Here is a 14,415-nt window from a genome sequence, read left to right on the forward strand (position 1 = left end):
GACTGTACTCGCCGCAGATCGACCATGGTCGCACCGCTCTGGTTATGATCCCGACGGATCGATCGTGCTAACCGCCCTCGCCCATGTCCTATTCCCGGTACGAGGCGAGCCGGGCGGCCGCATTGTGCAGATGCGTGGTGGCCGCTCGCGCCGCCAGTTCAGGGTCTCCCGCCTCGATCGCATCCAGGATGGCCTTGTGCTCGGCCTGCACCTGCCACACGAGATCCATCGACCGATTGCGCGTGTTTTTACGCGCGGTACGTATCAGTCGCCGTACGCGTGCATCCAGGAATTCCGCAAAGGCGATGAAGTGCTGATTGTGGCTGGCGCGTACGATGGATTGGTGAAACTGCTCGTCTTCGGCGGTGCCATCGGCCAACTCGCGCGTGGCATCATACAGGCGCGCATAGCTGTCGCGAATCTGCCGCAGCTCGTCTGCGGTACGGCGTTGCGCGGCCAGCCGGGTGGCCGAGACCTCGACGGATAGCAAAAACTCAAACAATTCAGCCAGGTTATCGCCATCGTCCATGCCCGTGTCCAGGCGAAAGACACTACTGCCATGCGGATTAACGAATTGACCTCTACCTTGTTGAGAAATAATCAGGCCATCCGACTTCAGCATGAAGATGGCTTCGCGGATGACGGGTCGACTGACTCCGTAGCTCGTCGCGAGACTCGCCTCGGAGGGAAGTTTCTGGTTTTGATCGACGATATCGCCCTGCAAAATCGCCTGACGCAGACGCTCGGCGACCTCGCCCGGCAATGTCGTAGGCCGGGGAATCAGGCTGGCGCGCAACGGATCTTGGACCCTTATGCGATCATCCGCAGACATAGAGCCCCCCGTTGACCTGCAGGACTTCGGCAGTGATGAAGCTGGCGTCGTCGCTGCACAAAAACGCCACCGCCGCGGCCACCTCGTGCGCCTGTCCCAGGCGCTTGACAATGGACTGATCGATGGACTCCGCAGCGCGTGTCTTGAGTAGTTCCGATGTCATAGGGGTTTCGATGATGCCGGGCGAGACGGCGTTAACGCGCGTGCGCGGCCCCAACTCTCGGGCGATACTGCGCGTAAAGCTCAATAGCGCGCCTTTGGACGCGCTGTAATGCGCATTACAAAACGCGCCCCGATGCGCGGCCATGGAGCTCAGGTTCACGATGGCGCTGCCCTCGCGTAACAAGGGCACGAGTCGTCGCGTCAGATAAAACACACCATCCAGGTTCACGGACAAGGTACGCCGCCACTGCTCATCGCTCATCCCGGCCAATGGCTCGGCCAAATAGATGCCGGCGCAGGACACCAGGAAATCCACACCGCCAAAGGCTTGCTCGATCAGTCGGGCTGCGTGTGTCGCGGCCTCGGGATCCGCCAGATCCGCCGCCATTGTGGCGATGCGGGCTCGACGGGTTGGGTCGCTGCCGCCTTGCAGCGTCGTGGCCAGCGTGTCCAACGCGTCCTGGTCCAGATCCAGCAAGAACACATTTGCGCCGTCGCGAAAAAATCGCTCTGCCACGGCACGCCCGATGCCGCCTGCGGCGCCCGTCACCACCAACGTGCGTCCGGAAAAATCATAAGTCGCCATGATGCCGCCTTCACAGATAAATTCAGACCAGCATGGCCCAGGGGTGCTCGATGTAATGGGCATAACGAGACAACCATTGTGCCGCCAACGCACCATCAATCGCGCGATGATCGACTGACAGAGTGCACTTCAATACTGGCTCGACACGGACCCGGTCGTCCACGGCGATGGGAATACGCTGCACCGCGCCAACCGCCAGAATCGCCGATTGAGGGGGGTTGATGATGGCGCCGAAACGCGCCACCCCGAACATCCCCAGATTGCTGATACTCAAGACACCGCCCTGATAATCGTGCGGCGCCAGTTGACCGGCGCGAGCGCGCCTCGCCAGCTCCGCCATGGTCCGACTGACCTCGGTCAGGGACATCGCGGCGACGTCTCGCAGCACCGGCGTGTATAGGCCTCCCTCCGTGGACACCGCGACACCGATATCCACGTCGCGATAACGCAGTAACGCGTCGTCCGTCCACGTCACGTTCATCTCTGGCATATCGCGCAACGCGCAGGCAACCGCCTTGATCACAAAATCGTTGATCGAGATTTTTCCTTCGACCGAATGGTTAATTTGATTGCGTAGTGTCAGCAACGCCTCCACTCGACAATCGACGTCCAGATAAAAATGGGGAATCGTGGATTTGCTCTGCGCCAGTCGACGCGCAATGGTCTTGCGCATATTGGAATGTGGGATACGGGTGATAGTGTCTGGATTACCGGCATCCTCGGGGACTGAACGCTGATGCTGCGCGTCAGCAAATTGGGCGTGCGCCAGTCGTGCTGACTGCAACGCTGGCTGCGATATCGACGACGATGCGAACGCCGTCTGGCTGGCATCGACGACATCGCGCTTGACGATGCGGCCATTGGGCCCCGAGCCCGGCAGATCGCGCAAATCGATCCCATGCTCGGCAGCCATGCGACGCGCCAGGGGACTGGCGAAGACTCGCCCTTGCTCACGCGTGGACTCGGGTGTCGAGCCCGCGCCGGGATCGGTGTCCATGGTCCGCACCTGGGTCGCACTCGCGTCGCTGGCCGCGCCTGTTTCCGCTGGCATTATTGCGACCGGCATCCTGTCGGCCCGAAACGATGACGATTTTGCCTCCTGAGACGATGTTTCCTCAGACGACGTTTCCCGAGACGATGCGGTCTGGGACGATGATGACGGTCCCGCTATCCGCACGGAATCCAGCAACGATTGTGCTTGGGCATCCGTTTCACCCGCCATGAGGAGCACGGCAACGGGCGCGCCTACGTTGACCGCCTGTCCGGCCGCTACCAACGTCCGGGACAACGTGCCATCGTGCTCGGCGAGCAGATCGACGGTTGCCTTGTCGGTCTCGATCAGCGCCAGCGTGTCTCCCTCGCGTACCGATGCACCGGGCTCGACCTCCCACGACAGCAGGGTAGCCGACTCCGCATTCGCCGCGATTTCGGGCATGCGTACCAGACTGGCCATCACGCCGCTCCTTTGTGTTGCATGACAAGCCGCAAACCGGCAACGACCTCCTCGGTACGCGCCGCGGCAGCGCGCTCGAGTACCTTGGAAATGCTGGGTGCGGCCTCACCGCCAGTGACACGCTGCACCGGTTGATCCAGCCAATCGAAAAAGCGTCGCTGAATTTCATCGGCCAGCCACGCACCATATGACGTCCCGCGCGCGCCCTGCTCTACGATCAACACGTTGTTGGTCTTGCGCAGGCTTTGTCCTACGGTGTCCCAATCCAGACTCGCACGATCCAGCCAACGCAAATCAATCAGATCCGCCGAGATGCCGGTCTCGTCCAATGCGTGTTCCGCGTGCTGCACCATCGAGAGATACGTGATCACCGTCAACTCAGATCCCGTCCGGCGCAAGCAGGCACGTCCCACAGGCAGGCAATAGTCATAGTCATCCACCGGGCCTATCGCCGTGGCGTTGTAGAGATCCACATGCTCGATCACCAATACCGGATCCTTGCAGCGCAAGGCCGTATTCATCAAGCCCACGTAATCGAACGGCGTAGAGGGCGCGACGATACGCCAGCCGGGACTCGTCGCGAAAATGCCCGCGGGGTCCATGGAATGCTGCGAGCCGTAACCCGTGCCCATGGCAACCTTGGTACGCAGCACCAGAGGTACATCGCTATCACCGCCAAACATATGACGAACCTTACCGATCTGATTGAACACCTGATCCGCTGCGACCCACATGAAATCGGGGTACATAAATTCGACAACCGGCTTGTAGCGCCCATCGACCGCCATGCCTGCCGCCAGGCCGATAAAGGCGTTCTCACTGATCGGTGTGCCCAGGCACCGCCCGGGATACAACTGACTAAGGCCACGTGTCGCGCCGTTCGTACCGCCCTTTAAGCGATGGACATCTTCGCCCATCACGATCACGGATTCGTCCTGCGCCATGCGGCGTTGCATCACATCGGCCACCACGTCGATAAACTTGCGCGAGGTCGTTGCGATCGAAGTGCCAGACTGCGCCTGGGTCTCGCCGGGTTCCTCGGCATAACGCGCGCCCAGCATTTCGGACAAATCACCCAGGATGCCAACATCGCGAAAATCCGGACTGGGCCAGAGCGCCGCCCGGATCTGGCGCTTGCCCGCTTGAGGGGATTGCGCATTCACCGTGACGCTGCCCTGTGCTGATTGCCCGCCCCCCGCGTCGGCCCCTTCTACGATTGTCAGCGCATGCACGGCCTGCGCCATGGCGGCGCGCACGCGATCATGCAACGCCTGGATCTCTTGCGCCGTGAGCAACCCTCGCGCCGTCATGCGATCCGCCAGCAGCAGCAGGGGATCGCGTGCGCGCCACGCGGCCTCTTCTTCTTTGGTGCGATAACCGAAGGCGCTGCCCGCAAAGGGGCCGTTTTGATGAAAAAACCGATACACATCGGCCTCGATCAAGGTCGGTCCCTGCCCCGAACGCATATGCGCCAACGCTTGTTGCATCGCCAGATGCACGGCCAGTGGATCCATCCCGTCCACTTTCCAACTGGGGATGTTGAACGCCCCGCCACGTGACGACAAGCGCGTCTCCGATGTGCTCTCCTCGACGCCCGTCGAGACGGCATAGCGATTATTCTCGATGAAAAAACACAATGGCAATTTCCATGCGGCAGCCAGGTTCATCGTCTCGAGCACCGAGCCAATATTGACGGCCCCGTCGCCAAAGTACGTGACCATCACTGCGTCGGTCCCCGCTTGGCGGTTGGCCCAAGCCTGGCCCGCCGCCATCGGCACACCACCGCCCACGATGGCGTTCGTGCCAAGCGCACCCGCCTGCGTCCAGCGCAGATGCATGGACCCGCCACGCCCGTTGCAATAGCCCTGTGCCAAGCCCAGAATTTCGGCCAGGGTTTTTTGGAGCACCTCTTGCACTGTTGCATCGATCTCTGCCGTAGGGTCCATCCCCTCGGGATGGACATACGCCAGGGCCTTGGACAAAAACTGATGATGCCCTCGATGCGAGCCGTTGACGCCGTCGGCCGCCGTCAGCCCCACAATCGACCCCGCGGCCCCACCCTCCTGACCGATACTGGAATGCGCCGGTCCATGCACTAGGCCCTGGGCGGCCAGATCGAGCACGGTCTCCTCAAAACCACGTATCAACGCGCAGTGTGTCAGCAAGGACCCCAGTAACCGCGGATCGGCATGCGCCCAGTCCTGATCGGTGGTCGTGAGTTGCAACCAGGGTGATTGAGGGGCCAAAGGATGAAGTATGGACATAAATTATGTGTGATCGCAAAGGTGATTCAGAGATAGCCGTTGGCCGTCCAGCCGCCATCGGCCACGAAAGCATGACCCGTCACAAAGCTCGCCGCGTCCGAAGCCAGAAACAGCGCCGCCTCGGCAATCTCCTGCGGCGACCCCAATCGCCGCATGGGCGTGTGCGCCGCCAGACGATCCGCATCCAGTGCGCCACGCGCCACCAGATCGTTAACCAGATCGGTGCGAATGTAGCCCGGGCAAATCGCATTGACGCGTATTCCCCGCGGCGCCCACTCCACCGCCAGGGACTTGCTCAACGCCACGACAGCGGCCTTGGATGCACAGTACGCCGCCCTTTCCGGCGCGGCCACGATGCCATACATGGATGCGGTATTCAGCACGACGCCGCTGGCCGTGCGCACCATCCGTTGTGCGGCTTGCTGGCAACAATAAAACAGCCCGTTCAGATTGACGTCGATCGCCCGTCGCCATTCGGCCGGCGCCAGCTCCAGCGTGGGGCGATTCATCGAGATCCCTGCATTGTTCAACAGCACATCGACCCGGCCGTAGCGCTCGTCGACGTCTCGAAATGCCCGCTCGACGGCCTCGTCGTCGGTGACCGATGCACAGATCGCCTGAGAATCGGCAGCGGGATATTGTGTTGTCAACGCGGATTGCGCCGCGGCCAGCGTGTCGGCATTCACATCCAGCAAGACTACCCGTGCATCATGTCGCGCAAAGGCGTGCGCCATCGCCAGCCCAATGCCGGACCCCGCGCCCGTACACACGACGACTTTGCCCGTTAACCCCGGGAACTGGGTCCGGGGGTTATCGGATTCAGGCAAGTGCATGTTTGTCTCTCACTGTTATGGCAGTGATGGAACGTCGAGCCCTTCCTGGCCCGCCACCCTGCGATGTTGAACAGACAGGATACGGCGCGATATGCTTATCTTACAACTAGGTATAAACCCTTTAATTGGACGATAACGACGCAATCTCCTACACTGCCGCACCGCAGCAATTCCCCAGCGCACGATAGGTCAGGCGAAACGATATTTCTCGCCGTCTTTTGTCGGCCGCCCATTCATTTGCTCTCTCAGATTTCTTGACTGCTCCCTTCCCTAAAGGAAAGGGATTCCCACTTCACAGAACCGAGCCGTTGCGCATCAACACTCATGCACTTAGGTCTTACCGTTTCTCCATGGGCTAACACCGCCAGCCCGGCGGCTAATACGTTATGCGCCGCGTTGATGTCACGGTCGTGGTCTGTGCCGCATCCCGGGCAGGACCAACGTCGCGCGCTCAACGGCAGCTTAGGTAACACGTGCCCGCAATGGCTGCAACGCTTGCTGGAGGGGTACCAGCGATCCACCCGCACGAGTTCACGTCCACACCAACGCGCTTTGTACTCAAGCTGTCTCACGAACTCCGCCCACCCGGCATCGCCGATCGATTTAGCAAGGCAGCGGTTTTTCTGCATGGCTGACACAGACAAGCTTTCTACGGCGGTCACTTGGTTCTCGTGGATCGACCGGGTAGAGAGCTGGTGCGGGAAATCCCTGCGGGTGTCTGCGATCTTGGCATGCAATTTGGCAACTTTTAGTCTCGCCTTGGCACGGCGAGCCGAGCCGCGTTGTTTCCTGGCCAAGCGGCGTTGCAACTTGGCCAACTTGGCTTCATGCTGTCGAAAGACCTGCGGCGCATTGATTTTTTCTCCTGTTGAGAGGGTCGCAAAATGAGTCAGTCCCAGGTCAATGCCGATACAATTCAACGTCGGAGGTTTCTGCGCCACAACGTCATCGCACAGCAGGCTGACAAAGTATCGTCCTGCCGGGTCTTTGCTGACGGTGACGGTAGTGACCTTGGCGGTCTTGGGAATCTGACGGGACCAACGAATCGGGAGCGCCTCGCGCATCTTCGCCAATTTGAGCGACCGACCATCCCACCGAAAGGCACTGGCGGTGTATTCCGCGGATTGCGGGCCGTCTTTGCGTTTGAATCGCGCGTATCCCGTGCGTTTCGCGAAGAAATTAACGAACGCCGTTTGCAGATGGCGCAGCGTTTGTTGCAGGGGAACACTACTGACCTCGTTCAACCAGATGTGGTCCGGCATCTTTTTCAGCACCGTCAGCGCCGCCGAAGTGGCGTGATACCCCAGACGCTCTTGTCGCTCGGCCCAAGCCGTCGAACGAAGATTAAGCATGTGGTTGTAGACCACGCGTACGCACCCAACCGTGCGAGCCAGCGTCATCGCTTGCTCGGGCGTGGGATAGAACCGGAATCGATAGGCACGTTTGGTTTGCATGCCCAAGATACTATCCGCGCCAAACCACATAACTGGATATGCATCCAGACAACAGCTCACATAAGACCAATCCTGCAGCCTGACGGCTGCGCTCCTTTCCTCCCCGGCATGAATGCCGAGGTTTCTCGGAGCAAATGATGAAAACAACCCGCTTACGCGAAGAGTGGTTCTCTAACATCCGCGGCGACATCTTGTCCGGCATCGTGGTCGCACTGGCTCTCATCCCCGAAGCCCTGGCGTTTTCCATCATTGCTGGCGTGGATCCCAAAGTCGGTTTGTATGCCGCATTCAGCATCGCGGTCGTCTCGTCCATCGCCGGCGGTCGGCCCGGCATGATCTCGGCCGCCACCGGCGCGATCGCGTTGCTCATTGGCTCACTCGTCAAGACGCACGGTGTGGAGTACGTGTTGGCAGCCGGCATTCTCGCGGGCGTGCTGCAGATCGCGGCGGGCTATCTCAGGCTCGGCGCCTTGATGCGTTTTGTCTCACGCTCCGTCATCACAGGGTTTGTGAATGCGCTGGCCATCTTGATCTTCTTGGCCCAACTGCCGCAGTTGCAAAACGTAGCGCCGGTCGTCTATGCCATGGTGGCGGCCGGACTGGCCATCATCTACCTATTGCCTGGCGTGACCAAGTCGGTGCCTTCACCATTGGTCTGCATCGTCGTCCTGACGGCGATATCGCTGGCGATGGGCCTGGAGCTACCGACTGTCGGCGACATGGGCGCTTTTCCCGATGAGCTGCCAGTCTTTGCCCTGCCCCAGGTGCCGTTCTCGCTGGACACGCTGAGCATCATTTTTCCCTATTCTGTCAGCATCGCTCTCGTGGGGTTACTCGAGTCGCTGATGACCGCTAGCATCGTTGACGATTTCACCGACACGCCCAGCAATAAAAATCGCGAGTGTCGCGGCCAAGGTTGCGCCAACGTTGTTGCGGGCTTTCTGGGTGGCATGCCCGGCTGCGCCATGATCGGCCAGACGGTGATCAACCTGAAATCCGGTGGCCGGGGCCGTCTGTCCACCTTTGTCGCTGGTGCCCTGCTGCTGGTGCTGGTCGTATTTCTGGGACCCTGGGTACGCCAAATCCCCATGGCCGCATTAGTTGCCGTGATGATTATGGTTTCGATCAGTACCTTCGATTGGCAGTCGTTGATCAGGCTGAGAACCAACCCCAAGAGCTCATCAATCGTCATGCTGGCCACCGTCGCCACTGTGGTGTCGACGCATAATCTGGCGATTGGCGTGGGTCTGGGCGTGCTGTTGAGCGCCATCTTCTTCACCGAAAAGGCCCGGCGTATTTTGGTAGTGGAATCGTCGCTGGATGAAAACACCCGCGAACGCCATTACGTGGTGCGCGGCCAAGTATTCTTTGCCTCGTCAGAAGCACTGGTGTCCGAGTTTGATTTCAAAGAGCCGATCCACTCGATCCGTCTCGATCTGTCGCACGCGCATTTCTGGGATATCACCGCGATTGAGGCACTCGATCGCATCGTCCACAAATTCCGCCGTAACGGCATGACTGTTGCGGTCACGGGCCTGAACCGAGCGAGCGCAACAATGATCGAAAAGTACGCTACACACGATAAACTCAGGGAAAACACCGCCGCGCCGCTATCGCACTAGGGACGTGCAGTGAGCCGTGCTGGTGATGGGATGACTTGAGTCCAGTCACCAGCACGCCTATGCTTCGGCAATCAGAACGCACTATCATCATTGTCACGCTGCAAAAAAACCCACGCTGCGCCTTCGGCTTGCTGCCCACCTCGCGGCGAGCCGCCCTACGGCAAAAATAGGAGATATCATGAGTGCGTCTGAACAGTTGCTTTCTCGACTGGGCCTTTCCCATCCGATCATTCAGGCACCGATGGCGGGTACCGCGACACCCGAGCTCGCAGCGGCTGTCTCGAATGCTGGCGCACTGGGTTCGCTGGGTATTGGCGGCAGCACGGTTGCCCAGGCGCGCCAGATGATCCAGGACACCTACGCGCTCACAAACAAACCTATTAACGTGAATGTGTTCTGCCACACGCCCGCCGCGCCGGATCCGAAGCGCGATGCCGCGTGGGTAAACTATCTCACCCCGCTGTTCGCGGAAATGGACTTGCCGCTACCCAAAGCGCTATCCGAAATCTATCGCTCATTTCTGCAGGGAGATGAGGCCTTTGACATGCTGATGGAACAACGCCCAGCGGTCGTCAGCTTTCACTTTGGACTGCCGGCGGCCGATCGCGTCCAGGCGCTACGCCAGGCCGGTATCTACACCCTGGCCTGCGCCACCAACTTGCACGAAGCCGCTCTGATCGAACAGGCTGGCGTGGACGCCATCGTCGCGCAAGGCATCGAGGCCGGTGGCCATCGCGGCATGTTCAACCCCGAGGCGATTGACGAGCGCTTGAGTACTGCCGTACTCGTGCGACTGCTGGTACGGCGAACCCAACTGCCCATCATCGCCGCCGGCGGCATCATGGACGGCGCCGGTATCAAAGCCATGCTGGACCTCGGCGCGGCCGCCGCACAGCTTGGCACCGCGTTCGTAGTCTGCCCCGAATCCGCCGCCAATGACGGCTATCGTGCCAATCTCCAAAGCGCGCGTGCCTCGTCCACCCGATTGACGAGCGTACTGTCGGGCCGCCCGGCACGAGGGCTGCTCAATCGCTATATCGCCTATGGCGAAGCGGACGGCAGCCCCTCCCCCGCGGCCTATCCCTATGCCTATGATGCCGCCAAGCAGTTAATCGCCGCTGCTACCAAGCGAGGCAATCATGAATTTGCCGCGCACTGGGCAGGTCAAGGCGCGCCGCTGGCCCGCGCATTACCCGCCGCCGAGTTGGTCGCGACGCTGGCGGCTGAATTGGCGAAGTAGCGGATACCAGAGTGCAAATGGGTTTATATATTTTTTGACTAAAAACCCAGATGCTTACAACCGATTGACATATAGGCACGCATTGCCGATCATGGCAAGCATGCGTCGTCACGGCGGCACGCCGCCAGGCGGCGCAGCATAATCACAATACCGCGCCCGCCCCCGCAATGCGCGGCAAACGGAGAGCCACGCCATGGAGACTACACCCCTCAATCCCGCACGTCGCCGCCTGCTGGCCGGTAGCGCCGGCGCGTTGGCCGCGGCCGGCCTGGGCGCCACCGGCGTCGTGCGCGCCAGCGAACCAGCGACCAGCAAGGCCGCTGTCCCCGCCGCGACGACAGCAGCCAAACCGCTACCGCCGTATGCCGCCTGGAAAGATGCCGATAGCGTCATCGTCCACAGCGCCAATACCATCGAGACCCGACGCAGCGCATTCGGCGACGGCGTCATCACGCCGACGCGCGAACTGTACGTGCGCAACAATCTGCCACCGCCCGATGCCTCCATACTCGATGACCGCGATGCCTGGTCGGTCGAGATCCAGGGCGTGAAGAATCCACGCACGCTAACTCTGGGCGAGCTCAAGACACTGGGCGTGGACACCATGGCCACGGTGCTGCAATGTTCGGGCAACGGCCGTGGATTCTTTCCCCACAAGCCCAGCGGCACGCAATGGCAGGTTGGCGCGGCCGGCTGCGTATTGTGGACGGGCATTCCAGTGCGCACCCTAGTTGAATACCTGGGCGGCATCGAGGGCGACCCCACCTACATGACGGGCACCGGCGGCGAACAACTGCCTGAAGGCCTGGATCCGAATACCCTGACGGTAGAACGTTCGGTGCCGCGCGACACGCTGCAAGATGCCATGCTGGCCTGGGAAATGAACAACGAACCTTTGTCGCTGGCGCACGGCGGGCCGTTGCGGCTGATCGTGCCAGGCTATACGGGCGTCAACAACGTCAAGTACATCAAGCGCCTGGCGTTCACGGCCGAGCAAAGCCCCGCCAAGATCCAGCAAACCAGCTACCGTCTGGCGCCCATGGATGCCAAACCCGGCCCCGACCAGCCGTCGGCTTGGGCCATGGGTCCCAAATCCTGGATCACCGCGCCCGGTGCCGAAGGCGCACCTGTCAAGGCAGGCCGCGCGCTGGTGCGCGGCGTGGCGTTTGGCGGCATTCATGCGGTCAAACGCGTGGACGTGTCCATCGATGGCGGCAAGACCTGGAAGCAGGCCGCGCTGGTAGGCCCTGACCTGGGCAAGTACGCCTGGCGCCAGTTTGCCCTGGCCGTCGACTTGCCCGCCGGCCAGCACACCCTGGCCAGCCGTGTCGAAGACACCGAAGGCAATGTACAGGTCGAGAACCGCGTCGAGAATGTGCGCGGCTACTTGAATTCCAGCTGGCGCGACCATGCGCTGACGGTCAACGTGTCATAAACATGGCGGCATCGATGCAGCACCCAATTGCGCAGTCTCTTCACGACCGCTGCCGCGCTCGCGGCTGGCGGTTTTTCCTGCCCTCACTCACCGTTGGCCTGGTCGGTCTGTATGCCACCTGTGCCGGCGCGGCCGAACCCGCCAATGCCGAAGCCGGCCGCGCGCTCTTTACCAAAAACACCACGCCCGCCTGTGCCGTCTGCCATACGCTGGCCGACGCGGGCGCGGTAGGCGCCATCGGCCCCAACCTCGATGAACTGAAACCCGATGCCAACCGCGTCGCCCAGGCGCTGCGCAATGGCATTGGTGTCATGCCCGCTTTTGAATCGCTCAGCGATGCGGAGGTGGACGTGTTGGCGCAGTACGTCTCCAGCGCTACAGGCGCGACCCAATAGGCAGCCTGGCCGCTTGCCTGACAACGCTCAGTTGCTGAACCGCCCCTGCCATCATGAAGCTCATATCTGTGCCAACCGAAAAATACTGTACTCCCATATCGAGTAGTCGGCGCATGAGTTGAGGACGATTCGTTACCCCTCCGGCCCCTACAAACTTGCCGTGACGCTTGGCTGCAGCCAGCACCTTGGCAAAGGCAGCCGCCACGACCTCGTCGTCGTCGGCCTGCCACCCTAATTCGGCGCCTAGATCCCCCGATCCTACAAACAGCATGTCGACACCCTCGACTGCGGCCATTGCATCTGCCGCCGCAAGACCTGACGCGCTTTCTACCATAACAACGATAAACACAGCGTCGTTCAGCGCGCGACAAGCCTGCGCTGCCGGAAAGCTTTGGTAGTGCAACAGGGGTTGTCCGGTGCCCACCGACCGTGAGCCCCGAGGCGGGTATAAGGCGGCATCGACCGCGGCGCGCGCCTGACTCGCGTTTTCCAAATGTGGAAGAATCAAACCCATTGCTCCGCCATCAAGCACGCGGCCTATCAACGAGGCATCAACCGCTGGCAGACGTACCAAAGGTACGACCCCCGCCTCGCGCGCCGCATGGCACAACAAAGCCGTCGTTTCCAGTGACAAGACGCTGTGCTCCAGATCCACATACAGCGTATCAAAGCCTGCACTGGCCGCGATACGCCCGATCTCGTGGCTACGCATGATACGCAAGCTCATCGAGGCAACGACGGCGCCGCTAGCCAAGCGGTCCTTGAGTGGATTACGGGCAAGGTCAACCAGGGTGCTCATGATTCATCTCAAATATGAATGGGACAAAATGAAGCCGGCGTAAGAATTTTGACCTCCTGTGCCACAAAAGTACCCCGGTTACTCACCTTGAAAGCCTGCCATGCTTGGTCAGCTTCCAACGCCAGGCGTCGCTGCTCACGGTCCGAAAAACTGTCATAAACCCAAATATGTACAACCTGATTAAGCGGGCCGATTTCGCTTAAGAAAAATCCCAGCAGACGTCCCAAATATTTACGTTGCAGCGGTAGCGCGTCCCGCTCGTAACGTTCGAGATAATCTTCCATGCGACCATGGGTGATGGTGTAGGTGCGTTGCTCGAATATCATTCAGTCCGTATCCCCGCCTCTTTCAACCATGGCAACCAACGTTCGAAATCCGCGTCCCACCGAGCCTTAAAAGCAGCGGCATTCTGCGGATTGCTAAACCCGGCATCTGCCAATTTCGCAGCCACCTCAGGCCTGTGAACCGTTTCATCCAGAGCCCGCTCGAGTTCCTGGCGCGCTGCGACCGGCATACCTTTAGGCACCAGCACGCCGTACCAATTCGTCAGTTGCAATTCCGGCATACCTGCTTCCTCGGCGGTTGGAATATCCGGCAATAAGGGCGAACGTCGCTTGTCGAAAATCACCAGCCCTTGAATGCGTCCATCCTGGATATACGGTTTGAGGACTGGCACGTCAGCATTCACCAAGTCGATATTGCCGGCCATCAAATCCACCAACGCCGGCGCGGCGCCACGATACGGAATATGCACGAGAGGTACCTCGGCCGTACGGGCCAAAAGTTCGGCCCCCACGTGCATCGTGCCGCCCACGCCAGTCGAGCCGTAATTGAGGTTCTTTGGACCCTTGGCCTTGGCAATCAACGCCTGCAACGACTCCACGTTCAAGCCAGGGCGCACCGCCAGCATCGTCTGCACTTCGCCCAGCAGGTAGACCGGATCAAGATCATGACGCGCGTCATAGGGCAGATTGGACGTCGTCCCCGCACTCAGTACCAAGCTGGATGTGCTCAACAGAATCGTGCTGCCGTCCGGTTTGGCCTTAGCCGCGTAGGCGGCTCCCACCGTACCGCCCGCCCCTCCTCGATTCTCGACGATAACGGTCTTGCCTAATGCTTCACTCAATCCCGGTGCTACGATCCGGGCGATCTGATCCGTTGGCCCGCCAGCGGAAAAGGGCACAACGATCTTCACTACATCCGTCGACTGAGCCGGCATGGCGGCGGCACCTGCGATCACAAGCAGAAAAATGCGTGATACACGGGCGAAATGCGTAAGTGTCAATAACACAATGAGGTCTCCTCGGATCTTGTGTCCATTTCTCGTTGAGGCACGCAAC

13 protein-coding genes are annotated in these 14,415 nt (G+C 60.5%); 4 read left to right on the top strand and 9 right to left on the bottom strand.

Annotated elements, in window-relative coordinates:
• Positions 1–88: 88 nt before the first annotated feature.
• The 6 genes from ACNAZS_RS02355 to ACNAZS_RS02380 form a co-directional block, all read right to left on the bottom strand.
• Positions 89–832, bottom strand: coding sequence for a FadR/GntR family transcriptional regulator (locus ACNAZS_RS02355; protein WP_415785751.1), 744 nt, complete (start codon positions 830–832; stop codon positions 89–91).
• The gene (locus ACNAZS_RS02360) at positions 819–1,580 is read right to left on the bottom strand and encodes an SDR family NAD(P)-dependent oxidoreductase (protein ID WP_415785753.1); all 762 of its coding nucleotides are present in this window, start codon (positions 1,578–1,580) and stop codon (positions 819–821) included. The genes ACNAZS_RS02355 and ACNAZS_RS02360 overlap by 14 nt, the downstream gene beginning before the upstream one ends.
• A gap of 22 nt (positions 1,581–1,602) precedes the next feature.
• A complete protein-coding gene (locus ACNAZS_RS02365; RefSeq protein ID WP_415785755.1) occupies positions 1,603–3,033 on the bottom strand; it encodes a dihydrolipoamide acetyltransferase family protein in 1,431 nt (476 codons plus the stop codon).
• Positions 3,033–5,297, bottom strand: coding sequence for an alpha-ketoacid dehydrogenase subunit alpha/beta (locus ACNAZS_RS02370; RefSeq protein WP_415785757.1), 2,265 nt, complete (start codon positions 5,295–5,297; stop codon positions 3,033–3,035). The genes ACNAZS_RS02365 and ACNAZS_RS02370 overlap by 1 nt, the downstream gene beginning before the upstream one ends.
• A 26-nt stretch (positions 5,298–5,323) precedes the next feature.
• Positions 5,324–6,130 carry an SDR family NAD(P)-dependent oxidoreductase gene (locus ACNAZS_RS02375; protein ID WP_415785759.1) on the bottom strand — a complete coding sequence of 269 codons (807 nt, stop codon included), beginning with the start codon at positions 6,128–6,130 and terminating at the stop codon, positions 5,324–5,326.
• A gap of 245 nt (positions 6,131–6,375) precedes the next feature.
• A complete protein-coding gene (locus ACNAZS_RS02380) occupies positions 6,376–7,584 on the bottom strand; it encodes an RNA-guided endonuclease InsQ/TnpB family protein (protein WP_415785761.1) in 1,209 nt (402 codons plus the stop codon).
• 137 nt (positions 7,585–7,721) lie between these two features.
• Between ACNAZS_RS02380 and ACNAZS_RS02385 the strand changes: the two genes are divergently transcribed.
• The 4 genes from ACNAZS_RS02385 (at position 7,722) to sorU (ending at position 12,276) form a co-directional block, all read left to right on the top strand.
• Positions 7,722–9,206 carry a SulP family inorganic anion transporter gene (locus tag ACNAZS_RS02385; protein ID WP_415787034.1) on the top strand — a complete coding sequence of 495 codons (1,485 nt, stop codon included), beginning with the start codon at positions 7,722–7,724 and terminating at the stop codon, positions 9,204–9,206.
• Positions 9,207–9,384: 178 nt separating this feature from the next.
• Positions 9,385–10,446: an NAD(P)H-dependent flavin oxidoreductase gene (locus ACNAZS_RS02390; protein ID WP_415785763.1), complete on the top strand. Its 1,062-nt coding sequence runs from the start codon at positions 9,385–9,387 to the stop codon at positions 10,444–10,446.
• Between the two features lie 193 nt (positions 10,447–10,639).
• A complete protein-coding gene (gene sorT / locus ACNAZS_RS02395) occupies positions 10,640–11,881 on the top strand; it encodes a SorT family sulfite dehydrogenase catalytic subunit (RefSeq protein WP_415785765.1) in 1,242 nt (413 codons plus the stop codon).
• A gap of 14 nt (positions 11,882–11,895) precedes the next feature.
• A complete protein-coding gene (gene sorU, locus ACNAZS_RS02400; protein ID WP_415785767.1) occupies positions 11,896–12,276 on the top strand; it encodes a SorU family sulfite dehydrogenase c-type cytochrome subunit in 381 nt (126 codons plus the stop codon).
• On the opposite strand, the gene ACNAZS_RS02405 is transcribed toward sorU, so the two are convergent.
• From ACNAZS_RS02405 to ACNAZS_RS02415, 3 genes are read right to left on the bottom strand one after another with little or no spacing between them, the layout of a single operon-like run.
• Positions 12,257–13,075 carry an HpcH/HpaI aldolase family protein gene (locus ACNAZS_RS02405; protein WP_415785769.1) on the bottom strand — a complete coding sequence of 273 codons (819 nt, stop codon included), beginning with the start codon at positions 13,073–13,075 and terminating at the stop codon, positions 12,257–12,259. The genes sorU and ACNAZS_RS02405 overlap by 20 nt on opposite strands.
• Before the next feature lie 8 nt (positions 13,076–13,083).
• Entirely contained in the window at positions 13,084–13,401 is a 318-nt protein-coding gene (locus tag ACNAZS_RS02410; protein WP_415785773.1) for an NIPSNAP family protein, read from the bottom strand.
• Positions 13,398–14,366 (bottom strand): Bug family tripartite tricarboxylate transporter substrate binding protein, encoded by a 969-nt coding sequence (locus ACNAZS_RS02415; RefSeq protein WP_415785779.1) that lies wholly within the window; start codon positions 14,364–14,366, stop codon positions 13,398–13,400. The genes ACNAZS_RS02410 and ACNAZS_RS02415 overlap by 4 nt, the downstream gene beginning before the upstream one ends.
• Between the last annotated feature and the right edge of the window lie 49 nt (positions 14,367–14,415).

This window comes from Bordetella tumulicola, assembly GCF_965138755.1.
Taxonomy (GTDB): domain Bacteria; phylum Pseudomonadota; class Gammaproteobacteria; order Burkholderiales; family Burkholderiaceae_B; genus Bordetella_A; species Bordetella_A tumulicola.